Origin of the sequence: Variovorax paradoxus (genome assembly GCF_022009635.1) — a bacterium.
GTDB lineage: Bacteria > Pseudomonadota > Gammaproteobacteria > Burkholderiales > Burkholderiaceae_C > Variovorax.
This window is the reverse complement of record NZ_CP091716.1, coordinates 5,677,381-5,701,327: the sequence shown is the minus strand read 5'-3', so window position 1 is coordinate 5,701,327 and position 23,947 is coordinate 5,677,381. Positions and strand designations below refer to the sequence as shown.

Below are 23,947 nucleotides of genomic sequence, written 5' to 3'. Positions count from 1 at the left end.
GCCGAAGGTGCGTGGTTGCTCCTTCGGCCAACTGTCAAAAAGCCCTCGCGGCAGGTGGACTGACATTGAGCGCCGCCCCTCGGAGAACTATTCTTCGATCTGCCATGACCCAAAAACTTCCCGACTTCGACCTTCCCGAAGGCTGGACTTGCTGGGTAGACCTCACACAAGCTCCGGAGGGTACCTATACCGGCAAGGCCGAACTGCGACAAGGCAGGGAGCAGCGCTGCGTGTTCGTGCTGGCCCAGCAGCCGTCGCGCGAAGCCGCCCTCGAGCGCGTGCGTTTCAGGGCGAAATATTTTGTCGATGAATGGGTGACTCGCTCGCAAAGCGGCGGTCATCGGGTGTAGGAAAAGCGCCGTTTCCGGGCCCGAACAGCGGAGTTTTCCACGCTGCTCATTTCGCAGGCACCGTGTTGCAGGCCACGCCAGGCAACGATTTCGCGCGCAATCCCCCTGGTTTTCCCCAAAGTTGTCCCCAATCGGCGGGGAAAACCCGAAGACGCCTTTTCAGGCCCCGCGCTTACGCCCGGGCCCGCTCTGTTTCCTCGAGCCAGGTGGGTTCGTTGGAGGTGTCGGGAAAACCGTTGTCGGCCATGGCCGACGACCCTGCCGATCCCGGCACGTGCCGCAGCTCATACCCCCGTCCATAGACCGAGTGCAGGACGAATTCGCTTTCCTTGTGCAGCGACAGCTTGCGGCGGATGTTCGCCACGCAGCAGTCGAGCACGCGGCTCTTGCGCTCGATGCGCGAATCGACCCACAGCGAGGCCAGCAGCCATTCGCGCTCCAGCAGACGCCCCGCGTTGCGGAACAGCAGCAGCGCCAGCTCGAACTCGCGCGGCTTCAGGCGGATCTCGCTGCCGTGGTGCATCACCACCTTGCGGCTGCCGAGGAAATGGTAGTTGCCGAACAGCGCGCTCACCGAATGCGGGTGCAGCAGGGTCTCGTTGCGGCGCAGGGCCTCGCGCACGCGCAGCTCCACCTCGAAATCGTCGACCGGCAGCACCGCGAAGTCGATGCCGGCGCCGGGGGAGTCGTTGCCGATCACCGCCAGCACTTCGTTCAGCAGGTCGCGTTGCAGCGCGTTGACGACCAGGAAAATCGGGATGCGCAGCGCCTTGCACATGGCGGTGAGCACCGGCCAGGCGCCTTCGTCCTTGAGCACGACCAGCAGCAGGTCGAACGGCGCGCCCTGTGTCACGGCGCCCAGGAAGTCCGCGCTGCAGTCAAAGGGGGCCGACGTGCAGCCGATCTGTTGAAGGCGCTGGCCCCAGGCCTTTGCCTGGGCTTCGTCGCAGCCCACCATGGCCACATGGCGCGAGCCTTGAGCGTTGTTCATGTCCATAGTTTCGATGCGGTATGGGGGGAGGGCAGGCGGCGCCGCAGTGGCGCGACTCAGCCCACTGCCAGGCGGCTGCCGCTGCCCGATTGCGTCTTGCGAATGCCGTCCGGGCCGTAGAAGAGCTGTGCGCTGGCCTGCAGGAAATGCAGCGCCTGCTGGGTGAAATCGAGGTGCGCGTACACCATCGAGCCGTTGCGCAGGTTGTGGCTGCGCGCCTGCACCGCCAGCACCAGCAGCTCTGCCCAGGCCTGTTGCAGCTCGGGGCCACCGCCCGCCGCGGCGGCGTCAGCTCCCGCGCGGCCCGGCTCGTAGCCCATGGCCGTCTGCATGGCTTCGCGCTCGCGGTCGAGTTCGGCCATGCGGTCGAGCAGGCGGGTTTTCTCGCTGGCGATGGCCGCGAGGTCGGTAAATACGCCGGCCGACATGGCCTTGGCCTCCCGGTCCAGCACCGCCAGGAATTCCCCGATGCAGGCCGCCTCGGTGCGCAGCCGGGCCAGCAGAGCCTGGGCGTCGTTCATTGGCCGTCCTTCTTGTTGTCGAGCAGGTCGCGCACGCTGGCCAGCAGGCCGTCGGCAATGCGTTCCGGGCGGACCTGGTAGCGCCCCGCGCGGATGTCCTCGCGGATCGCCGCCACGCGGGCCGCGTCGAAATCGCTGCCGTCCGTGGCGGCGGGCAGCGAATGGACGTGCGCGGAGGCCTGCCGCGCTGCTTCCTTGGCTTCCTTGGTGCGCTCGGGGGCGTCGGCGCCCGTCATCGGGGCCGCGCCCGTGGCGGGCGATCGATGGAGGGGCGTGGCCGAAGGGGCAGGTTGATCGATTTTCAAGGTGATTCCTCAGGGGCTGACCGGTATATCGGCAGCCCGGGCAAGAACTTTAGGAATTTGCGTGCACGAAGGTTGAAACGGGCTCCGGGGGCTACTGTGCCAGCTGGATCTGCCCCTCCTCGTCCGCCACGCCGCTGACCAGCCGGCCTTCCCGGGTCTTGGCCTGCACCACCGCGCCGACCCTCGCACCGCTCAGGGCCTTGCCCTCGGTGCTGACCACGAATCCTTCGCCCTGGGCCACCAGCTTGACCGCCTGGCCCTGCTGGATGACCGTCACGCCGCGCACCGATTCCTTGCGCAGCGGCGCGCCCGGGCCGATGCGGTTGGCCGCCACCACGCCGACCAGTTCGGCCGCGCTGGTGATGACCGAGCGCGGCAGCCGCGTCAGGTCGCCGGTGCGCTCGGTGACGTCGCCCGCGCCCAGCGGCCGGCCGGTCTCGATGGCGCGCGCGGCCACGAAATAGCTGCCTTCCACCGAAATGTGCGCCTGCACGAAGCGCGTCCACGGCCGCTCCGTCTGGCAGCGCACGCCGACCGACACCCGGCCCCACGGCGTGGCGCCGGGCGGCAGGAAGGCCTCGGGCGCCTCGCAGGGCGGCAGCGCCTCGGTGCCGCGGCCCTCCAGGCTGATCGTGACCTTGCCCGGCAGGCCGGCGGTCTGCACCTGCAGGTATTTCTGGATGGCGGCTCCGGCGGCGTCGGCCGGCGGCGTCGAAGAAGCCCACGCGGGAGCCGTGCACGCGGCCGCGGCCAGCAGTGTCGGCAGCACGGTGCGCAGCAGGCGGGTCCAGGACTTCAGGAGGTTCATCGGCAGCGTGAGGGAAGAGCAAAAAAACAGGTGGCGCCGGAGTCGACGCAGACACGCCGACGCCGGGCAATTCTAGAAATCCGGTGCCGGATCGAAGGTGCGAGCAGCAGGCGAAAACCCCCTTTGTTCGGGCGATTGCAAACGCGAGGCATGCATAGACTCGCTTTCCATCTGTCGCTGCGCCTCGTGCATTGGCGACGCCACAACGGATGGAAAAAAGATGATCGACAAGCTGGATGCGGCGCTTCGTTTCAACCGCGAAGCCCTGAACCTGCGCGCGGAGCGCCAGGAGGTGCTCGCGGCCAATATCGCGCACGCGGACACGCCCAACTACAAGGCGCGCGACTTCGACTTCGGCAGCCGCCTGAGCGAAGCCGTCGAGCGCGGCCGCGCATCGCAGTCGATGTCGCTGGCCACCACCTCGGCGCGCCATCTCGCGGGCCAGGCACAGGCCATGCCCGACAAGGACCTGCTCTACCGCACGCCCAACCAGTCGAGCCTGGACGGCAACACCGTCGAGATGGACGTCGAGCGCATCGCCTTCGCCGACAACGCGCTGCGCTACGAGTCCAACCTCACCGTCATCAACGCCAAGATCAAGTCGCTGCTCTCCGCGGCGCAGCAGTAAGCCATGCCGTTCCCAAGCACCTCCATGAACATCTTCAACGTGGCGGGCTCGGCCATGACCGCGCAATCGCAGCGCATGAACGTGACCGCGAGCAACCTGGCCAACGCCGAGAGCGCGGCCGGCCCCGACGGCATGCCCTACCGCGCCAAGCAGGTGGTGTTCGAGGTCGCGCCTTCGGGCCACCAGGACATCGGCGGCGTGAAGGTCTCGGGCGTGATCGAAGACCCGTCGCCTCCCAGGATGGTGTTCGACCCGAAGAGCCCGCACGCCAACGGCGAAGGCTATGTCGCGATGCCCAACGTCAACGTGGTCGAGGAGATGACCAACATGATCTCGGCCTCGCGCAGCTACCAGGCCAACGTCGAAGTGCTCAACACGGCCAAGACCCTGATGGTCAAGACGCTGACCATCGGCCAGTAAACCTCCTTCACACCAACACTCCATGGCCATCTCCGACACCTCTTCCATCTCCGGTCAGAACGCCTCGTCCGCGACCGGCAACACCGTTTCGAGCCAGGACAACGAGCAGCGCTTCCTCAAGCTGCTGGTCACGCAGCTCAACAACCAGGACCCGCTCAACCCGATGCAGAACGCCGAGCTCACCTCGCAGCTCGCGCAGATGAGCACCGTGACCGGCATCGAGAAACTCAACACCACGCTCTCGGGCCTGGTGAACCAGACCGGCGCCAACCAGCTGCTGCAGGCGACCTCGCTCATCGGCTACAACGTGCTGTCGCCGGGCGACATCCTCACCACCAAGAAGCCCGACGAAGGCAAGGACCCCGCCACGCAGGCCTTCGGCGTGGAGCTGCCGGGCACCGCCGCCGACGTCACGATCAAGATCGTCGACGACAAGGGCAACGTCGTTCGCACCATCGACGCCGGCCCCATGAAGGAAGGCGTCAACGCCGTCACCTGGGACGGCAAGGACGAGGCCGGCAACGCCGTGGCCGCGGGCGCCTACCGCTTCACCGTCGATGCCAAGAACGGCAGCGCGGCCGTGACCTCCACCGCGCTGACCTTCTCGCAGGTGGCCGCCGTCAAGCAGGGCGCCGGCGGCGTCACGCTCGAGCTGGGCTCGGGCAACAACATCAGCCTGTCCGACGTGCGCCTGTTCCTCTGAGGCGCGTGCGCCTCCACTCTTTTCCATCGCAGCACTGAACGCATAACGCATTGAAGTAAGGAACCATCATGAGCTTTTCCCAGGGCATCAGCGGACTCGGCGTGGCCGCGGCCAACCTCGACGTCATCGGCAACAACATCGCCAACTCGGGCACCGTGGGCTACAAGTCCGCCGCCGCCACCTTCCAGGACGTGTATGCCGGTTCGCGCATCGGCCTCGGCGCCTCGGTGTCGGGCGTGGTGCAGAACTTCACGCAGGGCGTGACGCAGTCGAGCAGCCGCCCGCTGGACGTGGCCATCCTGAACGGCGACGGCTTCTTCCGACTGAGCAGCGAGACCGGCGAAGTCATGTACTCGCGCAACGGCCAGTTCACGCGCGACAAGGACGGCTACATCGTCAATGCATCCGGCCTGCGCCTGACGGGCTACGGCGTGAACGCCAGCGGCGGCATCAACGGCGGCACGCCGTCGCCCATCCAGATCCCGACCGCGTCCATGACGCCCAACCCGACCGGCAACGTCAACGCCCAGTTCAACCTCGACGCGCGCCTGGATGTGCCGACCAAGACGCCGTTCAACCCCGCTGACTCCGGCACCTTCAACTACTCGAACGCCATCGGCCCGATCTACGACTCGCTCGGCAACCCGCATGACGTGGCCGTGTACTTCGTGAAGAGCGCCACGCCCGCCAACACCTGGAGCGTGTATGGCACCGCCGACGGTGCCGCGCTCAATGCAGGCGCCGCGCTGACCACGCTCACCTTCGACTCCAAGGGCGTGATGACCGCGCCGGCCGGCGGCAAGCTGAGCACCGGCGCCATCACCTTCACCAACGGCGCGGCGCCGCTGACCGCGTCGATCGACCTCTCGGGCACCACCCAGTTCGGCACCGCCAACGGCATGAGCAAGCTGAGCCAGGACGGCTACCGCTCGGGCGAGCTGACCTCGTTCTCGATCAACCCCGACGGCACCATCACCGGCAAGTTCTCGAACGAGCAGACCAAGCTGCTGGGCCAGGTCGTGCTGTCGTCCTTCGCCAACCCGAACGGCCTGGAGCCCAAGGGCAACAACGTGTGGGCCGAGACGCTGGCCTCGGGCAATGCGCTCACCGGCACCCCGGGCGAAGGCACCAAGCTCGGTTCGCTGAAAGCTGGCGCGCTGGAGTCGTCCAACGTCGACCTGACCGCCGAACTCGTCAACCTCATCGTCGCGCAGCGCAACTACCAGGCCAACGCGCAGACCGTGAAGACGCAGGACCAGGTCATGCAGACGCTGATGAACATCCGCTGACGCGGCACCACCAGCACCGAACGACTGACACCAGGAGCACCCAGTGGATCGAATGTTGTATGTCGCGATGAGCGGCGCCAAGCAGGCCATGGATCAGCAGGCCGTCGTGGCCAACAACATGGCGAACGTCTCTACGCCCGGTTTCCGCGCGCAGATCGCCAACTTCCGCGCGGTGCCCGTGGTCGGGCAGGAGGCGCCCACGCGCGCCTTCGTGGCCGCCACCACGCCCGGCGCCGACTTCACCCACGGCCCGCTGACCGAAACCGGCCGCGCGCTCGACGTGGCCGTGAGCGGCCAGGGCTGGCTGGTGGTGCAGACGCCCGACGGCGGCGAGGCCTACACCCGTGTGGGCAACCTGCAGATCAGCGCCGATGGCCAGATCACCACCATGGGCGGCCGTGCCGTGATGGGCGACAACGGCGCCATGACCGTGCCGCCCGGCTCGGCCGTGGCCATTGCGCCCAACGGCCTGGTCGGCGCGCGCGACCCGGCCTCGGGCACGCTCACCGGCATTGCAGAAGTAGGCCGCCTGAAGCTGGTCAACCCGCCGAACGCCGACCTGGTGCGCGGCGACGACGGCCTCTTTCGCATGCGCGAGGGCCTGCCGCCGGCCGAAGCCGACGAGGCCGTCACGGTCGTCACCGGCGTGGTCGAAGGCAGCAACGTGAACCCGGTCGAGGCCATGGTCGCCATGCTCGCCAACGCGCGCAGCTTCGAGATGCAGATGAAGTCGCTGCAGACCGCCGACACCAACGCGCAGGCGGCCAACAAGCTGCTGGCCTACGGCTGATCGGCCGCAGGCACCGCTTGCCGGGCCTTCCTGGCTTCTGGCGCCACGCACCCAACACACGCAGGAATTTCAAGAAATGATTCGCTCCCTCTACATCGCCAAGACCGGCCTCGATGCGCAGCAGACGCAGCTCGACGTCGTCTCGAACAACCTGGCCAACGTCGGCACCACCGGCTTCAAGCGCAGCCGTGCCGTGTTCGAAGACCTGGTCTACCAGAACCTGCGCCAGAGCGGCGCCCAGTCGTCGGACCAGACCCGCCTGCCTTCGGGCCTGCAGGTCGGCACCGGCGTGCACGTGGTCGCCACCGAGCGCATCCACTCGCAAGGCAACCTCACCAAGACCGACAAGCCCACCGACGTGGCCATCAGCGGCAGCGGTTTCTTCCAGGTGCTGATGCCCGACGGCACCACCTCGTACACGCGCGACGGCTCGTTCCAGAAAGACCGCGACGGCCAGCTCGTGACCGCCAGCGGCTTCCCGGTGCAGCCCGCCATCACCGTCCCGGCCAACGCCACGAGCATCACGGTGGGCCGCGACGGCATCGTGTCGGTGGTGCAGGCCGGCAGCACGAACACCGTGCAGATCGGCCAGCTGCAGCTCGCGACCTTCGTCAACCCCACGGGCCTGGAAAGCAAGGGCGAGAACCTGTACGCGGAGACCGACGCCTCGGGCGCGCCCAACCAGGTGAACCCCGGCGTCGACGGCGCGGGCACGCTGAGCCAGGGCTATGTGGAAGCATCGAACGTGAACGTGGTGGAAGAGCTGGTCAACATGATCGCCACCCAGCGTTCGTACGAAATCAACAGCAAGGCAGTCCAGACTTCGGACCAGATGCTGCAGCGCCTGGCGCAGATGTGATGAACGGTGCGCGTCTTCTTCATCGGGTCGGCGCCGCCAGGGTGCTGTTGGCGGTGCTCGTCGCCGCGCTGGCCACGGGCTGCGCGCAAGTGCCGCGCGAGCCGCTGGTGCACCAGCCGATGACGGCGCGCGCCGAAAGCTATGCGCAGATGCAGCCGCGGCGCTCGCCCGGCGCGATCTTCCAGGACGGTCCGGGCGCGAATGCGTTGTTCGAGGACCGGCGCCCGCGCAACATCGGCGACATCCTGACCATCGTGATCAACGAGAAGGTCAATGCCACCAAGAATTCGGGCGCGAACGCCAGCCGCGCGGGCAACACCACGAGCGTGTTCGCGGCGATTCCGAAACTCATCGGCGGCCTGCTCGACGGGCAGGACACCAAGCTCAGCGGCACCAACTCGCTCACCGCCAAGGGCGGCGCCAATGCCAACAACACCTTCAGCGGCGTGATCACGGTCACGGTGGTGGACGTGATGGGCAACGGCAACCTGCTGGTGAGCGGCGAAAAGCAGATGGGCATCAACCAGGGCACCGAGTACATCCGCTTCTCTGGCGTGGTGAACCCGCGCACCGTGTCGGGCAACAACACCGTGCCTTCGACGCTGGTGGCCGATGCACGCATCGAGTACTCGGCCAAGGGCTACATCGACGAGGCCCAGACCATGGGTTGGATGCAGCGCATCTTCCTCAACGTCATGCCATTTTGACTATGAAAAACCCCCAGGCTTCGCGCACTTCGTGTCGCTTCTCCTTCCCCCTTGCAGGGGGCGATGCCTGCGGCCCGGCAAAGCCGGTTCCGCGGTATCTCACGAACCTTCGGGCTCGCTGGCGCATCGCGGCGGCTGCGGTGTTTGCTTCGCTGCTCTTCGTGCCCGCGCATGCGGAGCGGCTCAAGGAGCTCGCGAGCATCCAGGGCGTGCGGGACAACCCGCTGATCGGCTATGGGCTGATGGTGGGCCTGGACGGCACGGGCGACCAGACCATGCAGACGCCGTTCACCACGCAGAGCCTGAACAACATGCTGCAGCAGCTGGGCATCACGATTCCGCAGGGCGTGAACATGCAGCTGAAGAACGTGGCGGCGGTGATGGTCACGGCCACGCTGCCGTCGTTCGCGCGGCCGGGGCAGAACATCGACGTGACGGTGTCGTCCATGGGCAATGCGAAGAGCCTGCGCGGCGGCACGCTGCTGATGACGCCGCTGAAGGGCGTGGACGGCGCGACCTACGCGGTGGCGCAGGGCAACATGGTGGTCGGCGGCGCGGGCGCGTCGGCCAACGGCAGCAAGGTGCAGGTCAACCAGCTCAGTTCGGGCCGCATTCCGGGCGGCGCGCTGGTCGAGCGCACGGTCGAGGCGCCGGTGGGCGGCGAAGGCACGTTCACGCTGGAGCTCAACCGCTCGGACTTCGGCACCACGCAACGCGCGGTCGATGCCATCAACCGGCAGTTCGGTCCGGGCTCGGCCGAGGCGATCGATGCGCGCGTCATCCGCGTGCGGGCGCCGGAGCCGCAGCAGCGCGTGGGTTTCCTCGCGCGGCTCGAAGACCTCGAAGTGACGCCGACGCAGGCCGGCGCGCGCGTGGTGGTCAATGCACGCACCGGTTCGGTGGTCATGAACCAGGCGGTGCGGGTGAAAGATTGCGCCATTGCGCACGGCAACCTGTCGGTGGTCATCAACACCGAGCCCGTCATCAGCCAGCCGGGCGCGCTCTCGGGCGGCACCACGGTGGCGGCGCAGACCTCGCAGATTTCGGTGAACCAGGGAGGCGGCGCGATGCAGATGGTGCGCGGCGGCGCTTCGCTGTCGGACGTGGTCAAGGGCCTCAACGCCCTGGGCGCGAACCCGCAAGACCTGGTGTCGATCCTGCAGGCCATGAAATCGGCCGGCGCGTTGAGCGCCGAGCTGGAAATCATCTGAGGCCGCGCGCATGACCGTCTCGAACACGAGCGCCGGCGCGGGCGCATGGAACACTTCCGACGCGGCCAGCCGCGCCGGTGCGCTCGACCAGCGCTTTGCACTGGACGTGCAGGGCGTCGATGCACTGCGCCGCACGGTGCGCGCATCGCCGGAAGAAGGGCTGCAGCAGGTCTCGCGCCAGTTCGAGGCCATGTTCATGAACATGGTGCTCAAGAGCATGCGCGAAGCCACGCCTTCCAGCGGCCTGCTCGACAGCCAGAACCAGAAGATCTACCAGTCGATGTTCGACCAGCAGCTCGCGCAGAACCTTTCGGGGCGCGGCGTGGGGCTGGCCGAGGCCATGCTCGAACAGCTGCGCCGCACCTTGCCGTCGGGCCCGCCCGATGCCGAGGCGGACGCCGAGATCGGCATGCGGCCGATGCTGCTCGAGCCGCGCTCCACCGGCCTGCCGTTCTCGCCGCGCGCGGGCATTCCCATCGGCTCGGCGCCCAGCGGGCGCGTCTCCACGGCGGCCGACCTGGGTGTGTACCAATACAACGGCGACCGCCGCGCGCCGGCCGCGAATGCTTCGCTGCAGGGCCAGGTCGACGATTTCGTGGGCCGCATGGGTGCTTCCGCGCAGGCGGCCAGCACGGCCAGCGGCGTGCCCGCGCCGCTGATCCTGGCGCAGGCCGCGCTGGAGTCGGGCTGGGGCAAGCGCGAGATCCGCGCCGACGACGGCACGCAGAGCTTCAACCTGTTCGGCATCAAGGCCGACCGCAGCTGGAAGGGCCCGACGGTCGAGACCACCACCACCGAATACGTCGACGGCGAGCCGCAGAAGGTGCGCGCCAAGTTCCGCGCCTACGCCTCGTACGACGAAGCCTTCACCGACTACGCGCGCTTCATCACGCGCAACCCGCGCTACGCGAACGTGCTGGCCACCGACGACCCGCACGAGGCCGCACACGGCCTGCAGCGCGCGGGCTACGCCACCGATCCGAAGTACGGCGAGAAGCTGGTTCGAATCATGCAGAAATTCGGCTGAGCCCTGCGCGGCGCGGCCTGGCCCGGTACCGGCCGCCGCATGCGCGGCGAGCCTCCCCCCAACACTGGAATACACAGGAATTCCCATGGCAGAGATCGCAAGCTTTCAGCAAAGGCAACAGCAGCAGTCGGGCGCGTCCACGGGCGCGAGCCGCCTGGAGGTGGTGACGTTCAAGCTGGGCGAAGAGGAATACGGGATCGACATCCAGAAGGTGCAGGAGCTGCGCGGCTACGACGCTGTGACGCGCATTGCCAATGCGCCGGAATACATCAAGGGCGTGGTGAACCTGCGCGGGATCATCGTGCCGATCATCGACATGCGGATCAAGTTCAAGCTGGGCGATCCGACGTACGACCAGTTCACGGTGGTGATCGTGCTGAACATCGGCGGCCGGGTGGTGGGGATGGTGGTGGACAGCGTGTCGGACGTGATCACGCTGTCGGCCGAGCAGATCAAGCCGGCGCCGGAGATGGGCTCGGTGCTGGACGCCGATTACCTGATCGGGCTGGGCACGCTGGACGACCGGATGCTGATTCTGGTGGACATCGACCGGCTCATGTCCAGCGACGAGATGGGCCTCATCGAGAAGATGGCGGCCTGAGTTTTCTCCGGGCACTGAATAAAAAAGACACCAAGGGTCCGAGAGGAGACAAGCCAGATGAAGAATTGGAATACGAGCCAGCGCCTGGGCGCCGGCTTCGCGGTCGTGCTCGCGCTGGTGGTGCTGATCGCCGGCGTCGGTGTGCTGCGGCTGCAGGCGGTGGGCGAAGCCACCAAGGACATGGCCCGGCAGTCGCTGGTGAAGGAACGCCTGGCTTCGGCCTGGCAACTGGGCACCACCACCAACAGCGTGCGCACCGTCTCGCTGCTCAAGAGCAACGACGCCGCGGTGCAGGACTACCTGCAAAAGAGCATCGCCGGCACCAGCGCCAGCATCTCCGAAACGCAGAAGAAGCTCGAGGATATGCTGGCGGCTCCCGCCGAACTGGCGCTGAGCGCCGACATCAGGAAGAAGCGCGGCGACTATGTCGAGCTGCGCAACAAGCTGCTCAAGCTGAAGGCCGGCGGCCAGCCGGAAGAAGCCGCCAAGCTCACCGACACGCAACTGCTGCCCGCGCTCGAAAGCTACGACGCCAGCATCCGCGCGATGGTGACGCTCCAGCAGCAGCAGATCGACCGCACGGCCAATGACATCGAGGCCCAGTACCAGTCGGGCCGCGTCTATCTCATCGTGCTGGCCGTGTTCGCGCTGGCGCTGGGTTCGGTCATCGCATGGCTGCTGACGCGCGGCATCGTGCAGCCCATCGGGGAGGCGCTGCTGATTGCCGAAACCGTGGCCTCCGGCGACCTGAGCCAGGAATTCGAGACCGATCGCGGCGGCGACTTCGGCCGGCTGCTGCGCGGCATGGGCGAGATGGAAGACACGCTGACCGACCTGGTGACGCGCATCAAGGCTTCCACCGATTCGATTGCCGTGGCGTCGCGGCAGATCGCGGCGGGCAATGAAGACCTGTCTTCGCGCACGGAGCAGCAGGCCAGTTCGCTGGAGCAGACGGCGGCTTCGATGGAGGAGCTCACGAGCACCGTGAAGCAGAACGCGGACAACGCACGGCAGGCGAACCAGCTCGCCGTGTCGGCTTCCGCCGTGGCGGTGAAGGGCGGCAGCGTCGTGTCTCAGGTGGTGGACACCATGGGATCGATCAATGCGTCGTCCCGGAAGATCGTCGACATCATCGGTGTCATCGACGGCATTGCCTTCCAGACGAATATCCTGGCATTGAACGCGGCCGTGGAAGCCGCCCGCGCGGGCGAGCAGGGCAAGGGCTTTGCCGTGGTCGCCTCCGAGGTGCGCAACCTGGCGCAGCGTTCGGCGTCGGCGGCCAAGGAAATCAAGACCCTCATCGGCGACTCGGTGGAGAAAGTCGAAGAAGGCAGCAAGCAGGTCAGCGAAGCGGGCCGCACCATGGACGAGATCGTCGGCAGCGTGCGCCGCGTGACGGACATCATGGGCGAGATCACCGCCGCGAGTCAGGAACAAACCTCCGGCATCGAGCAGATCAACCAGGCCATCACGCAGATGGACCAAGTGACGCAGCAGAACGCCGCGCTGGTCGAGCAGGCATCGGCCGCCGCGCAGTCGCTGCAGGAGCAGGCCGACAACCTCGTCAGGGCGGTGAGCACCTTCAAGCTCGACGCCGACGAGACCGTGGCGGCCTGACCAGGTGTTGTCCCGTGCACGTCTTTCCCCCAAGTTCGCCCTGCGCCTGGGCGCCGGCATTGCCGTCGTCTTTCTGCTGCTGGCCGTGGCGCTCGGGGTCGGCTTCCAGGCCGGTGCCGGCCTCGCTTGGGCGCGCAACGCGATGCTGGCGCTGGGTGCCGCATCGCTGCTTGCCGGAATCGTCATCGCGTGGTTCATCGCGCGCTCCTTCAACCGCTCCAGCCAGAACGCGCTGAAAACCGCTGAACGGCTGGACCGGGTTCTTCAAAACGTCAACGCAAGAGATTCTTGAAATACCCATGCGCTCACTTCTCAATCTCCGCATCGGCACCCGTCTAGGCGCGGATTTTGCCGCCGTGCTCCTGATGCTGGCCGGCGCGATCGGCCTCGGCCTGCATGCCATGGGCAATGTCCAGTCGCGTCTCGAAGGCATCGTCAACAGCAACAACGTCAAGGTGGCCGCGGTCAACACGATGTCGGACGCGATCCGGGAGATCGCCATCCTCGACGGCAACCTGATTCTGCTGACCGAAGACACGGCCATGCGCGAAGAGTCCAAGAAGATCGTCGGCGCCCGGGAGCGCTACGCGGAAGCTCACAAGGTGCTGGAAAAACTGGTCACCACGCCGGAAGGCAAGGCGCTGCTGGCAAGGGCCGACGAGAAGGCGGCCTTGCTCTTGCCCTTGAACGCCCAGCTGTCCGAGCTGGCGCTGCAGAACAAGAACGACGAGGCGACGCAGATCTTCATCGCCAAGTTCCAGCCGGCCGTGCGGAACGTGCTGACTGAACTCGACGCGATGGACGCCAACGAGAACAAGCTGTCCCAGGCGGCCAGCCGGGAGGCGGCCGAAGGCTATGCCTGGTCGCGCAACCTGATGTTCGCGCTGGGCGGCTTCGCGATCCTGTTCGGCGCGGCCATCGCGTGGTTCACCACGCATTCGATCACCCGCCCGATCGGGGAGGCGGTGGAGGTCGCCGAGAAGGTGGCGGCGGGCGACATCACCTCGCGCATCGAGGTGCGTTCGAAGGACGAGACCGGCCGGCTGATGACGGCGCTGAAGGCCATGAACGAAAGCCTGGTCCGCATCGTGCGCGAAGTGCGCATGGGAACGGACACGATCGCCACGGCGTCGAGCCAGATTGCATCGGGCAACCAGGATCTGTCTTCGCGTACCGAAGAACAGGCCAGCTCGCTGGAGCAGACGGCGGCTTCGATGGAGCAGCTGACTTCGACCGTGAAGCAGAACGCGGACAACGCGCGCCAAGCCAACCAGCTGGCCGTCTCGGCTTCGGAGGTGGCCGTGAAGGGCGGCGATGTCGTGTCGCAGGTGGTGGGCACGATGGGCTCCATCGATGCGTCGTCCAAGAAGATCGTCGACATCATCGGCGTGATCGACGGCATTGCCTTCCAGACCAACATCCTGGCGCTGAACGCGGCAGTCGAAGCAGCACGTGCCGGTGAACAAGGCCGTGGCTTCGCGGTGGTCGCATCGGAAGTGCGCAGCCTCGCACAGCGCTCGGCGGCGGCAGCCAAGGAAATCAAGACGCTGATCGGCGACTCGGTAGAGAAGGTCGAGGAGGGCAGCAAGCAGGTCGCCGAGGCGGGCCGCACCATGGAACAGATCGTCGGCAGCGTCAAGCGCGTAACCGACATCATGGGCGAGATCACCGCGGCGAGCCAGGAACAGACCTCGGGCATCGAGCAGATCAACCAGGCCATCACGCAAATGGACCAGGTGACGCAGCAGAACGCCGCGCTGGTCGAAGAAGCCTCGGCGGCGGCCCAGTCGCTTCAGGAGCAGGCCAGCAGCCTCGTGCAGACCGTGAGCATCTTCAAGATCGACGCCAATGCCGTGGCCACCGTGCGCCCCGGCTTCACCCGCATCACGCCCATTCCCAGGCCGGTGGCGAAAACCGTGCGTCCGGTGGCGAAGCAGCCGGCCAAGGCGCTGCCCGCGCGCCGCGCGCCGGTCGCCGCTCCCGCGCCCCAGTTGGCCATGGCCGGCGACTCCAAAGGCGATTGGACCGAGTTTTGAGAATAAAGGACTCAAGTCTGGCGATCCGATGCCGATAACAGGATGACGGCGTTGCCGCGTTGCGCGCAACGGCTGCCGTCTCCCGTTATTGAAGGAAGAGAGCAATGAGTTTGAAGGATCTGAAAATCGGCACGCGCCTGGGGCTCGGCTTCGCGGTCATGCTGCTGCTGATGGCTTTCATTGCCGCCACCGGCGTGCTGCGGCTGACCAATGTGGGGCATGCCACCGACGAGATGGTGGAGCAGGCGCTGGTGAAGGAGCGCCTGGCCAACGAATGGCTGAGCAACCTCAAGTCGAACACGGTGGCCAACTTCGCGATGATCAAGACCACCGATCCAGCCGTCGCAGACTATTTCTCCAAACTCCAGGCCGCCGGCTCGGCCCGCATCAGCCCGGCGCAGAAGAAGCTCGAATCGATGCTGGACACGCCGGAAGAAAAGGCGCTCTATGCCAAGGTCGCCGCTTCGCGCGCCGTGGTGCTCGAGACGGTGGGCGTTCTCAACAAGCTCAAGGACAGCGGCCAGCTCGCCGAAGCGAACACGCTGGTCGACACCAAGTTCACCGACGCGCTGGGCGTCTATGGCGGCGCCGTCGAGGCGCTGGCCCAGCACCAGCGCGAGAAGATCGATGCCGCCGCCCGCGGCATCGCCGCCGACTACGTGGCGGGGCGCACCACGCTGGTGGTGCTGGCGTCCATCGCCGTCTTGCTGGGCGCGCTGTTCGCCTGGCGCCTGAGCCTGGGCATCGTGCGCCCGCTGGGCCATGCGGTGGAAGTGGCGCAGACCGTCGCGGCCGGCGACCTGAGCGCCGACATCCGCGTGGAAAGCCGCGACGAAGCCGGCCAGCTGATGCAGGCGCTGAAGAACATGAACGAGAGCCTGGCCAAGGTGGTCGGCGAGGTGCGCACAGGCACGGACACGATCGCGACGGCTTCGAGCCAGATCGCTTCGGGCAACCAGGACCTGTCTTCGCGTACCGAAGAGCAGGCGAGTTCGCTGGAGCAAACCGCGGCTTCGATGGAAGAGCTGACTTCGACGGTGAAGCAGAACGCGGACAACGCGCGTCAGGCGAACCAACTGGCCGTGTCGGCCTCCGAAGTGGCCGTCAAGGGCGGCAGCGTCGTGTCGCAAGTGGTGGACACGATGGGCTCGATCAACGCCTCGTCCAAGAAGATCGTCGACATCATCGGCGTGATCGACGGTATCGCCTTCCAGACCAACATCCTGGCGCTGAACGCAGCCGTGGAAGCAGCACGTGCCGGTGAACAAGGCCGTGGCTTCGCAGTGGTCGCTTCGGAAGTTCGCAGCCTCGCGCAACGCTCCGCAGCCGCAGCCAAGGAAATCAAGACGTTGATCGGCGACTCGGTAGAGAAGGTCGAGGAGGGCAGCAAGCAGGTCGCGGAGGCAGGCCGCACCATGGACGAGATCGTCGGCAGCGTGCGCCGCGTGACGGACATCATGGGCGAGATCACCGCGGCGAGCCAGGAGCAGACCTCCGGCATCGAACAGATCAACCAGGCCATCACGCAGATGGATCAGGTGACGCAGCAGAACGCCGCACTGGTCGAGCAGGCCTCGGCCGCCGCTCAGTCGCTGCAGGAGCAGGCAGGCAGCCTGTCGCAAGTCGTCGGCGTATTCCAGCTCGGCCGCAATCAACTGGCGCTTGCCTGAAAGCGACGACCGGACCATGCGCGTCAATCTGCCAGTCACCGGCATCGAATACGAACTCCCGCGAGACGCCGCCCTGGTGTCCCGCACCGACCTCAAGGGTCGCATCACCTATGTCAACCCGGCCTTCGTCGAGGCCAGCGGCTATGCCGTGGACGAGCTCATGGGCAAGGCGCACAACATCGTGCGCCATCCCGACGTGCCGCCCGAGGCCTTCGCCGACCTCTGGCAGACGCTGGGGCAGGGCCTGCCTTGGACCGGGATCATCAAGAACCGGCGCAGCAACGGCGACTTCTACTGGGTGCTGGCCAATGTCACGCCGATCCGCCGCGACGGCCGCGTGCAAGGCTACATGTCCGTGCGCAGCCGGCCCGACCGCGCCGACGTGGCCGAGGCCGATGCGCTCTACCGCCGCCTGCGCGAAGGCGGGGCCAAGGGCGTCACGCTGCAGCAGGGCCAGGTGGTCCAGCGCGGCTGGATGAATCCGCTGGCGCAGCTGCGGCGCATTCCTGTGCGCCAGCGCGTGTTCGGCGCGACCACGGCAGCCGCGCTGCTGACGCTCGGCTTGGGCATTGCGGGCTGGATGGAGGCGGGCCGCCTGGTCGCCTCGGCCGGCGTGCACAGCTGGCTGCCCGGCGCCCTGGCGGCCGGCGGCGTGGGCTTTGCGCTCGCATGGCTGGGCCTCGGGCAGTTCCTGGGCCGCACCGTCTTCCGCCCGCTCGACGAGGCCTTGCATGTGGCGCGGGCCATTGCGGGCGGCGACCTCGCCAAGTTCGAGATCCGCCGCGGCGACGAAATCACCGGGCTGCTGCGCGCGCTGAACCAGATGAGCGCGAACCTGTTCGCGATCGTCGCGGACGTCGGCACCAACGTGGCCGGCGTGATGTCGGCGTCGAGCCAGATCGCCTCGGGCAACCAGGATCTTTCTTCGCGCACCGAACAGCAGGCCAGCTCGCTGGAGCAGACGGCGGCGTCGATGGAGGAACTCACGAGCACGGTGAAGCAGAACGCGGACAACGCGCGCCAAGCCAACCAGCTGGCGGTGTCGGCCTCGGAAGTGGCCGTGAAGGGCGGCAGCGTCGTGTCTCAAGTAGTCGACACCATGGGCTCGATCAATGCGTCGTCCCGGAAGATCGTCGACATCATCGGCGTGATCGACGGCATCGCGTTCCAGACGAACATCCTGGCGCTGAATGCCGCCGTGGAAGCCGCCCGCGCGGGCGAGCAGGGCAAGGGCTTTGCCGTGGTCGCCTCCGAAGTGCGCAGCCTCGCGCAGCGCTCCGCTGCGGCAGCCAAGGAAATCAAGACGCTGATCGGCGATTCCGTCGAGAAGGTCGAGGCCGGCAGCAAGCAGGTGGCGGAGGCCGGCCGCACGATGGAAGAGATCGTCGGCAGCGTGCGCCGCGTGACCGACATCATGGGCGAGATCACGACCGCCAGCCAGGAGCAGACCTCCGGCATCGAGCAGATCAACCAGGCCATCGCGCAGATGGACCAGGTCACACAACAGAACGCCGCGCTGGTCGAAGAGGCTTCGGCCACGGCGCAGTCGCTGCAGGAGCAGGCCGACGGCCTGGTCAGGGCCGTGCGCGTGTTCAGGGCCGAAGCGGCCGAGATCCATTAATTTCAAACCGGAGAGAACAGATGCTGACCAAGGCAAAAGACCCCTTGCAACAAGCCGCCTCGGCGCCGTCCCCTTCCACGGGCGGTAGCCGCCTGGAGGTGGTGACGTTCAAGCTGGGCGAAGAGGAATACGGGATCGACATCCAGAAGGTGCAGGAGCTGCGCGGCTACGACGCGGTGACGCGCATTGCCAATGCGCCGGAATACATCAAGGGCGTGGTGAACCTGCGCGGGATCATCGTGCCGATCATCGACATGCGGATCAAGTTCAAGCTGGGCGATCCGACGTACGACCAGTTCACGGTGGTGATCGTGCTGAACATCGGCGGTCGGGTGGTGGGGATGGTGGTGGACAGCGTGTCGGACGTGATCACGCTGTCGGCCGAGCAGATCAAGCCGGCGCCGGAGATGGGTTCGGTGCTGGACGCCGATTACCTGATCGGGCTGGGCACGCTGGACGACCGGATGCTCATTCTGGTGGACATCGACCGGCTCATGTCTAGCCAGGAGATGGGCCTCATCGAGGCAGCCGCCACCGCCTGAGCCCCACGGGTGCCGTGGCCTAAAGGCCCGGACCGGTTTTCCGCCTTTCCCATTGAATGCCCGCACCATGAACTTCCTCTCGAACCTTCGCATCGGAACGCGGCTCGCCGTGGCCTTTTCCGTTGTCCTTGGCCTGGTGGTGATTTCCACCGCCTTCGCGCTGCTGTCGGCGCGCAGCAACGCGGAGGCCACGCGGGTCATGATGGAAAGCCCGCTGGCGAAGGAGCGGCTCATCTCCGACTGGTACGTGCTGACCTACTCGGCCATCGCGCGCACGTCGATGATCGCGCGCACCACCGACGAGACGCTGCCCGTCACCTTCGCCGATGTCATTTCCGACAGCGTGAAGAAGGGCACCGAGACCATGGCCAAGGTCGAGAAGCTGCTGGTGACGCCGGAAGAGAAAGCCATCTTCAAGTCGATCATGGAGCTGCGCGCCAAGTACCAGGCCGCCAAGGACGAAGTGGGCAAGGCCAAGGCCAGCGGCAACACGGTGGAAACCACGCGCGCCTTCAAGGAGACCTTCCAGCCGGCCGCCAAGGCCTATGAAAGCCGCGTGCTCGAGTTGCTGTCGATCGAGCGCAAGGCCATCGACGACATGAGCGCCAGCATCGACGCCGCGAATGCGCGCGCGCTCAACCTGAGCCTGCTGCTGGCAATGGCGACGGTGGCAATCGGCGCCGTCTTCTCGTTCCTGATCTCGCGCAGCATCGTGCGGCCGCTGACGCGCGCCGTCGAAGTGGCGGAAACCGTGGCGGCCGGCGACCTGAGCGTCGACATCCGCGCGGAGAGCCGCGACGAGACCGGCCAGCTGATGCAGGCGCTGAAGAACATGAACGACAGCCTGGCCAAGGTGGTGGGCGAAGTGCGCACGGGCACGGAGACGATCGCCACGGCGTCGGGGCAGATTGCCTCGGGCAATCACGACCTGTCTTCGCGCACCGAGCAGCAGGCCAGCTCGCTGGAGCAGACGGCGGCTTCGATGGAAGAGCTGACTTCGACCGTGAAGCAGAACGCGGACAACGCGCGTCAGGCGAACCAACTGGCGGTGTCTGCTTCTGAGGTCGCGGTCAAGGGCGGCAGCGTCGTGTCGCAAGTGGTGGACACGATGGGCTCGATCAACGCATCGTCCAAGAAGATCGTCGACATCATCGGCGTGATCGACGGTATTGCATTCCAGACCAACATCCTCGCGCTGAACGCAGCCGTGGAAGCAGCACGTGCCGGTGAACAAGGCCGCGGCTTCGCGGTGGTCGCATCGGAAGTTCGCAGCCTCGCACAGCGCTCCGCCGCCGCAGCCAAGGAAATCAAGACGCTGATCGGCGACTCGGTAGAGAAGGTCGAGGCTGGCAGCAAGCAGGTCGCCGAGGCGGGCCGCACCATGGACGAGATCGTCGGCAGCGTGCGCCGCGTGACGGACATCATGGGCGAGATCACCGCCGCGAGCCAGGAACAGACCTCGGGCATCGAGCAGATCAACCAGGCCATCACCCAGATGGACCAGGTCACACAACAGAACGCCGCGCTGGTGGAAGAAGCATCGGCGGCAGCGCAATCGCTGCAGGAGCAGGCAGGCAGCCTGTCGCAAATCGTCGGCGTGTTCCGCCTGGAAGGCAGCCGCGCTGCCGGCACCGCGCGTCAGTTGGCATTCACTGCATCAGCAGCATAAACGGAGAAAAGACAATGCAGTGGTTCCAGAATCTTCGCGTCACCGTCCGGTTGATCCTCAGCTTTCTCGTGGTCGCGGCGATCGGCGCGGCAGTGAGCGCGCTCGGCATCTTCCACATGGGCCGCATCAGCGCCTCGACCGAAGAGCTTTACGCCAACGAGTTGCGCGCCCTGCAGGCCGTGCAGGAAGCCAATATCCACCTGCTGTATGCCAGCCGCGCGCAGATGACGCTGCTGTCGGCCGGCACGCGCGGCGAGCGCAACGCGGGCGCCAACGAGCTCAAGGCGTCGATGGAAAGCCTGGCGTCGCGTGCCTCGGAGGTCAAGTCATTCTTCGGCGAAACCGAGGAGGGCGCCAAGCTCTACAGCCAGTTCGAAGGCCTGGTCGGGCCGCTGAGCACGCACATGAATGATTTCGTGGCGCTCGTGAACAAGCAGCCGCTGGACAGCTCGCAGTTCGACAACCAGGTGACCGAAGACAGCACGCGCCTCCTGAAGGAATCGCGCGGTCTGGAAGAAGTGCTCAAGGGCATGGTCGCGCACAGCAAGGACCTCGCGCGCGAGCGTGCCGAGCAGGCCGACGGAACCTACAAGACCTCCCGGCTGATGATGCTGGTGATGGCGCTCATCGGCATCGTGGTCAGCGTCGGGCTGGGCATGGTGGTCGCGCGCCTGATGGGTCGGCAGCTCGGCGGCGAGCCGCAGTACGCGGCCGACGTGGTCGGTCGCATTGCCGACGGCGACCTGTCGATGGCGGTCGAGGCCGACGCCGCGCATGAAGGCAGCCTGCTGCACTCCATCAAGCTGATGCAGCTGCAGCTGACTTCCATCGTCGGGAAGATCAAGGATTCGAGCGACGTCATCGCGGATGCCTCAGGGCAGATCGCCTCGGGCAATCAGGACTTGTCTTCGCGCACCGAGCAGCAGGCCAGCTCGCTGGAGCAGACGGCCGCCTCGATGGAGGAACTCACGAGCACGGTGAAGCAGAACGCGGACAACGCGCGCCAAGCCAACCAGCTGGCCGTGTCGGCTTCCGAAGTGGCGGTGAAGGGCGGCAGCGTCGTGTCTCAAGTAGTCGACACCATGGGCTCGATCAATGCGTCGTCCAAGAAGATCGTCGACATCATCGGCGTGATCGACGGCATCGCGTTCCAGACCAACATCCTGGCGCTGAACGCGGCCGTGGAAGCCGCCCGCGCCGGTGAACAAGGCCGTGGCTTCGCGGTCGTTGCATCGGAGGTTCGCAGCCTCGCACAACGTTCCGCGGCAGCAGCCAAGGAAATCAAGACGCTGATCGGCGATTCCGTCGAGAAGGTCGCGGAAGGCAGCAAGCAGGTGGAAGAAGCCGGCCGCACCATGGACGAGATCGTCGGCAGCGTGCGCCGCGTGACGGACATCATGGGCGAGATCACCGCAGCGAGCCAGGAGCAGACCTCCGGCATCGAACAGATCAACCAGGCCATCACGCAGATGGACCAGGTGACGCAGCAGAACGCCGCGCTGGTCGAAGAGGCTTCGGCCGCTGCCCAGTCGCTGCAGGAGCAGGCCGGCAGCCTCGTGCAGGCCGTCAGCACATTCAAGCTGGACGCGAGCCACCAGGCCGCGCCCCGCGCGCGCGCCGAGGCATTGCCGGCCGTGCAAGACGACAACAACAAATCATCGTTGCCCGCCGCGCCGCAGCTTGCTGTGGCCGGCGCTGGCGACTGGCGCGAGTTCTGAGGACCGCGCCGAGCGCAACCACGAGTATCGGCTCCCGGGCCCCAAGGAAAAATCATCAAAACGTTCTACAACCTCAAGATCGCGACCAAGCTGCTCGTGTCTTTCATCGCCGTCCTTGTGTTGACGGCTTGTGTCGGCATCATTTCGGTGATGCAACTGGGCAAGGTCCACGACATGTCGACCGACCTTGCGACCAACTGGATGCCGGCCACGCGTTCGCTGCTCGAAATGAAGAACCTGATGTCGCGCTACCGCACGCAGGAACTGCAGCACATCCTGGCGGGCTCGTACGACGAAATGGCCGTGTACGAGAAGGCCATGGACGAAACCTGGGCCAACCTGCAGAAGAACCGCGCGGAATACGAGAAGCTCATCTCCGAGCCGGAAGAGCGCGAGATCTACCCGACGCTCCAGAAGCTGCTGACCGAGTATTCGCTCGAGCACAACAAGATCGTCGCCATTTCCCACACGCAGGAAAACGAGCAGGCGACCGCGTTGATCCGCGGCAAGTCGCTGCAACTGAGCCGCGACATCAACGGGGCGCTCGACAAGCTGACCGAGGTCAATGTGGCCGGTGCGATCCGCGCCGGTGAAACCGCCGACACGGTGTACGGGGAAGCCCGCCTCTGGGTGCTGGGTCTGCTGCTGGGCAGCGTGGCGTTGGGCCTGGTGCTGGCGCTCTGGATTGCGCGCATCGTCTCGCGGCCGCTGTCCGAGGCGGTGAAGGTGGCGCAGTCGGTGGCTGCCGGCGACCTGACCAGCCACATCGAGGCGCGCACGACCGACGAAACCGGCCTGCTGCTCGAAGCGTTGAAGGGCATGAACGACAGCCTTGCGAAGATCGTTGGCGAAGTGCGCATCGGGACGGACACGATCGCGACGGCTTCGAGCCAGATCGCGTCGGGCAACCAGGATCTGTCTTCGCGCACCGAAGAGCAGGCGAGTTCACTGGAGCAAACCGCAGCTTCGATGGAAGAGCTGACTTCGACGGTGAAGCAGAACGCGGACAACGCGCGTCAGGCGAACCAACTGGCCGTGTCGGCCTCCGAAGTGGCCGTCAAGGGCGGCAGCGTCGTGTCGCAAGTGGTGGACACGATGGGCTCGATCAACGCCTCGTCGAAGAAGATCGTCGACATCATCGGCGTGATCGACGGTATCGCCTTCCAGACCAACATCCTGGCGCTGAACGCAGCCGTGGAAGCAGCACGTGCCGGTGAACAAGGCCGCGGCTTCGCGGTGGTCGCATCGGAAGTTCGCAGCCTTGCGCAGCGTTCGGCGGCGGCAGCCAAGGAAATCAAGACGCTGATCGGCGACTCGGTAGAGAAGGTCGAGGAAGGCAGCAAGCAAGTCGCGGAGGCAGGCCGCACCATGGACGAGATCGTCGGCAGCGTGCGCCGCGTGACGGACATCATGGGCGAGATCACCGCCGCGAGCCAGGAGCAGACCTCGGGCATCGAACAGATCAACCAGGCCATCACGCAGATGGACCAGGTGACGCAGCAGAACGCCGCGCTGGTCGAAGAGGCTTCGGCCGCCGCCCAGTCGCTGCAGGAGCAGGCCGGCAGCCTCGTGCAGTCCGTCAGCATCTTCAAGCTCGACGCCAATGCCCTGGCCACGCGCGCCAGCTTCACGCGCCTGACGCCGATCCCCAGGGCTGCAGCGGCCGTCAAGCCGGCGCCGAAGCGCCCCGCCAAGGCACTGCCCGCGCGACGCGAGCCGGGCAGTGGCCCCGCACCGCAACTGGCAATGGCCGGCGACGCGAAGGGCGACTGGACGGAATTTTGATCTTCGGGCGCTCAACACCACCGGGCCCGTGCCGATAACGAATCCATGGCGTCGCATCCCGTTGCGGGATTCGCTCCAG

The 23,947-nt window shown here is 66.4% G+C and carries 24 protein-coding genes; 20 read left to right on the top strand and 4 right to left on the bottom strand.

Annotated features, from left to right (window positions below):
- Window positions 1-104 precede the first annotated feature (104 nt).
- Window positions 105-350 (top strand): hypothetical protein, encoded by a 246-nt coding sequence (locus L3V85_RS26425; RefSeq protein WP_237675630.1) that lies wholly within the window; start codon window positions 105-107, stop codon window positions 348-350.
- A 172-nt stretch (window positions 351-522) separates the two neighbouring features.
- Here the strand turns inward: L3V85_RS26425 and L3V85_RS26420 are convergent, their stop codons facing one another.
- The 4 genes from L3V85_RS26420 to flgA form a co-directional block, all read right to left on the bottom strand.
- Window positions 523-1,341: a DNA-binding response regulator gene (locus tag L3V85_RS26420; protein ID WP_237675629.1), complete on the bottom strand. Its 819-nt coding sequence runs from the start codon at window positions 1,339-1,341 to the stop codon at window positions 523-525.
- A gap of 56 nt (window positions 1,342-1,397) precedes the next feature.
- Entirely contained in the window at window positions 1,398-1,862 is a 465-nt protein-coding gene (locus L3V85_RS26415) for a flagella synthesis protein FlgN (RefSeq protein WP_237675628.1), read from the bottom strand.
- Window positions 1,859-2,167 (bottom strand): flagellar biosynthesis anti-sigma factor FlgM, encoded by a 309-nt coding sequence (gene flgM, locus L3V85_RS26410; RefSeq protein ID WP_237675627.1) that lies wholly within the window; start codon window positions 2,165-2,167, stop codon window positions 1,859-1,861. Before flgM ends, L3V85_RS26415 begins: the two co-directional genes overlap by 4 nt.
- A 91-nt stretch (window positions 2,168-2,258) precedes the next feature.
- Window positions 2,259-2,975 carry a flagellar basal body P-ring formation chaperone FlgA gene (gene flgA, locus L3V85_RS26405; protein WP_237675626.1) on the bottom strand — a complete coding sequence of 239 codons (717 nt, stop codon included), beginning with the start codon at window positions 2,973-2,975 and terminating at the stop codon, window positions 2,259-2,261.
- A 220-nt stretch (window positions 2,976-3,195) separates the two neighbouring features.
- On the opposite strand from flgA, the gene flgB reads away from it, so the two are divergent.
- From flgB to L3V85_RS26310, 19 genes are all read left to right on the top strand, one after another.
- A complete protein-coding gene (flgB, locus tag L3V85_RS26400; protein WP_081266019.1) occupies window positions 3,196-3,603 on the top strand; it encodes a flagellar basal body rod protein FlgB in 408 nt (135 codons plus the stop codon).
- A 3-nt stretch (window positions 3,604-3,606) separates the two neighbouring features.
- Window positions 3,607-4,023, top strand: a complete 417-nt coding sequence (gene flgC, locus L3V85_RS26395; protein WP_237675625.1) for a flagellar basal body rod protein FlgC — start codon at window positions 3,607-3,609, stop codon at window positions 4,021-4,023.
- Between the two features lie 22 nt (window positions 4,024-4,045).
- Entirely contained in the window at window positions 4,046-4,726 is a 681-nt protein-coding gene (locus L3V85_RS26390) for a flagellar hook assembly protein FlgD (protein ID WP_237675624.1), read from the top strand.
- Between the two features lie 68 nt (window positions 4,727-4,794).
- Window positions 4,795-6,015 (top strand): flagellar hook protein FlgE, encoded by a 1,221-nt coding sequence (gene flgE / locus L3V85_RS26385; RefSeq protein ID WP_237675623.1) that lies wholly within the window; start codon window positions 4,795-4,797, stop codon window positions 6,013-6,015.
- 43 nt (window positions 6,016-6,058) lie between these two features.
- Window positions 6,059-6,805, top strand: a complete 747-nt coding sequence (locus tag L3V85_RS26380; protein WP_237675622.1) for a flagellar basal body rod protein FlgF — start codon at window positions 6,059-6,061, stop codon at window positions 6,803-6,805.
- Window positions 6,806-6,881: 76 nt separating this feature from the next.
- Entirely contained in the window at window positions 6,882-7,664 is a 783-nt protein-coding gene (gene flgG, locus L3V85_RS26375) for a flagellar basal-body rod protein FlgG (RefSeq protein ID WP_237675621.1), read from the top strand.
- The gene (locus L3V85_RS26370; protein ID WP_237675620.1) at window positions 7,664-8,371 is read left to right on the top strand and encodes a flagellar basal body L-ring protein FlgH; all 708 of its coding nucleotides are present in this window, start codon (window positions 7,664-7,666) and stop codon (window positions 8,369-8,371) included. The genes flgG and L3V85_RS26370 overlap by 1 nt, the downstream gene beginning before the upstream one ends.
- Window positions 8,372-8,496: 125 nt before the next feature.
- Entirely contained in the window at window positions 8,497-9,582 is a 1,086-nt protein-coding gene (locus tag L3V85_RS26365) for a flagellar basal body P-ring protein FlgI (RefSeq protein WP_237680654.1), read from the top strand.
- 10 nt (window positions 9,583-9,592) lie between these two features.
- Window positions 9,593-10,609 carry a flagellar assembly peptidoglycan hydrolase FlgJ gene (gene flgJ, locus L3V85_RS26360; RefSeq protein WP_237675619.1) on the top strand — a complete coding sequence of 339 codons (1,017 nt, stop codon included), beginning with the start codon at window positions 9,593-9,595 and terminating at the stop codon, window positions 10,607-10,609.
- An 85-nt stretch (window positions 10,610-10,694) separates the two neighbouring features.
- Window positions 10,695-11,210 carry a chemotaxis protein CheW gene (locus L3V85_RS26355; RefSeq protein ID WP_237675618.1) on the top strand — a complete coding sequence of 172 codons (516 nt, stop codon included), beginning with the start codon at window positions 10,695-10,697 and terminating at the stop codon, window positions 11,208-11,210.
- A gap of 57 nt (window positions 11,211-11,267) precedes the next feature.
- A complete protein-coding gene (locus tag L3V85_RS26350; protein ID WP_237675617.1) occupies window positions 11,268-12,827 on the top strand; it encodes a methyl-accepting chemotaxis protein in 1,560 nt (519 codons plus the stop codon).
- A gap of 4 nt (window positions 12,828-12,831) precedes the next feature.
- Window positions 12,832-13,119 (top strand): hypothetical protein, encoded by a 288-nt coding sequence (locus L3V85_RS26345; RefSeq protein ID WP_237675616.1) that lies wholly within the window; start codon window positions 12,832-12,834, stop codon window positions 13,117-13,119.
- A gap of 7 nt (window positions 13,120-13,126) precedes the next feature.
- Complete coding sequence (locus L3V85_RS26340; RefSeq protein WP_237675615.1) at window positions 13,127-14,863, top strand: methyl-accepting chemotaxis protein; 1,737 nt, start codon at window positions 13,127-13,129, stop codon at window positions 14,861-14,863.
- A 104-nt stretch (window positions 14,864-14,967) separates the two neighbouring features.
- Window positions 14,968-16,533: a methyl-accepting chemotaxis protein gene (locus L3V85_RS26335; RefSeq protein WP_237675614.1), complete on the top strand. Its 1,566-nt coding sequence runs from the start codon at window positions 14,968-14,970 to the stop codon at window positions 16,531-16,533.
- Between the two features lie 16 nt (window positions 16,534-16,549).
- On the top strand, window positions 16,550-18,154 hold the full coding sequence (locus L3V85_RS26330) for a methyl-accepting chemotaxis protein (protein ID WP_237675613.1): 1,605 nt from the start codon (window positions 16,550-16,552) through the stop codon (window positions 18,152-18,154).
- Window positions 18,155-18,174: 20 nt separating this feature from the next.
- Window positions 18,175-18,696 (top strand): chemotaxis protein CheW, encoded by a 522-nt coding sequence (locus L3V85_RS26325; RefSeq protein WP_237675612.1) that lies wholly within the window; start codon window positions 18,175-18,177, stop codon window positions 18,694-18,696.
- A gap of 67 nt (window positions 18,697-18,763) precedes the next feature.
- Window positions 18,764-20,365 carry a methyl-accepting chemotaxis protein gene (locus L3V85_RS26320; RefSeq protein ID WP_237675611.1) on the top strand — a complete coding sequence of 534 codons (1,602 nt, stop codon included), beginning with the start codon at window positions 18,764-18,766 and terminating at the stop codon, window positions 20,363-20,365.
- A gap of 14 nt (window positions 20,366-20,379) precedes the next feature.
- A complete protein-coding gene (locus tag L3V85_RS26315) occupies window positions 20,380-22,083 on the top strand; it encodes a methyl-accepting chemotaxis protein (RefSeq protein WP_237675610.1) in 1,704 nt (567 codons plus the stop codon).
- Between the two features lie 54 nt (window positions 22,084-22,137).
- Window positions 22,138-23,868, top strand: a complete 1,731-nt coding sequence (locus L3V85_RS26310) for a methyl-accepting chemotaxis protein (RefSeq protein WP_237680653.1) — start codon at window positions 22,138-22,140, stop codon at window positions 23,866-23,868.
- Window positions 23,869-23,947: the final 79 nt, after the last annotated feature.

What these genes read in the sequence shown, in the direction of transcription:
- L3V85_RS26425 (WP_237675630.1), top strand. Translation starts at nt 105, where the DNA reads ATGACCCAAAAACTTCCCGACTTCGACCTTCCCGAAGGCTGGACTTGC.
- L3V85_RS26420 (WP_237675629.1), bottom strand. Translation starts at nt 1,341, where the DNA reads ATGAACAACGCTCAAGGCTCGCGCCATGTGGCCATGGTGGGCTGCGAC.
- L3V85_RS26415 (WP_237675628.1), bottom strand. Translation starts at nt 1,862, where the DNA reads ATGAACGACGCCCAGGCTCTGCTGGCCCGGCTGCGCACCGAGGCGGCC.
- flgA (WP_237675626.1), bottom strand. Translation starts at nt 2,975, where the DNA reads ATGAACCTCCTGAAGTCCTGGACCCGCCTGCTGCGCACCGTGCTGCCG.
- flgB (WP_081266019.1), top strand. Translation starts at nt 3,196, where the DNA reads ATGATCGACAAGCTGGATGCGGCGCTTCGTTTCAACCGCGAAGCCCTG.
- flgC (WP_237675625.1), top strand. Translation starts at nt 3,607, where the DNA reads ATGCCGTTCCCAAGCACCTCCATGAACATCTTCAACGTGGCGGGCTCG.
- L3V85_RS26390 (WP_237675624.1), top strand. Translation starts at nt 4,046, where the DNA reads ATGGCCATCTCCGACACCTCTTCCATCTCCGGTCAGAACGCCTCGTCC.
- flgE (WP_237675623.1), top strand. Translation starts at nt 4,795, where the DNA reads ATGAGCTTTTCCCAGGGCATCAGCGGACTCGGCGTGGCCGCGGCCAAC.
- flgG (WP_237675621.1), top strand. Translation starts at nt 6,882, where the DNA reads ATGATTCGCTCCCTCTACATCGCCAAGACCGGCCTCGATGCGCAGCAG.
- L3V85_RS26370 (WP_237675620.1), top strand. Translation starts at nt 7,664, where the DNA reads ATGAACGGTGCGCGTCTTCTTCATCGGGTCGGCGCCGCCAGGGTGCTG.
- flgJ (WP_237675619.1), top strand. Translation starts at nt 9,593, where the DNA reads ATGACCGTCTCGAACACGAGCGCCGGCGCGGGCGCATGGAACACTTCC.
- L3V85_RS26355 (WP_237675618.1), top strand. Translation starts at nt 10,695, where the DNA reads ATGGCAGAGATCGCAAGCTTTCAGCAAAGGCAACAGCAGCAGTCGGGC.
- L3V85_RS26350 (WP_237675617.1), top strand. Translation starts at nt 11,268, where the DNA reads ATGAAGAATTGGAATACGAGCCAGCGCCTGGGCGCCGGCTTCGCGGTC.
- L3V85_RS26340 (WP_237675615.1), top strand. Translation starts at nt 13,127, where the DNA reads ATGCGCTCACTTCTCAATCTCCGCATCGGCACCCGTCTAGGCGCGGAT.
- L3V85_RS26335 (WP_237675614.1), top strand. Translation starts at nt 14,968, where the DNA reads ATGAGTTTGAAGGATCTGAAAATCGGCACGCGCCTGGGGCTCGGCTTC.
- L3V85_RS26330 (WP_237675613.1), top strand. Translation starts at nt 16,550, where the DNA reads ATGCGCGTCAATCTGCCAGTCACCGGCATCGAATACGAACTCCCGCGA.
- L3V85_RS26325 (WP_237675612.1), top strand. Translation starts at nt 18,175, where the DNA reads ATGCTGACCAAGGCAAAAGACCCCTTGCAACAAGCCGCCTCGGCGCCG.
- L3V85_RS26320 (WP_237675611.1), top strand. Translation starts at nt 18,764, where the DNA reads ATGAACTTCCTCTCGAACCTTCGCATCGGAACGCGGCTCGCCGTGGCC.
- L3V85_RS26315 (WP_237675610.1), top strand. Translation starts at nt 20,380, where the DNA reads ATGCAGTGGTTCCAGAATCTTCGCGTCACCGTCCGGTTGATCCTCAGC.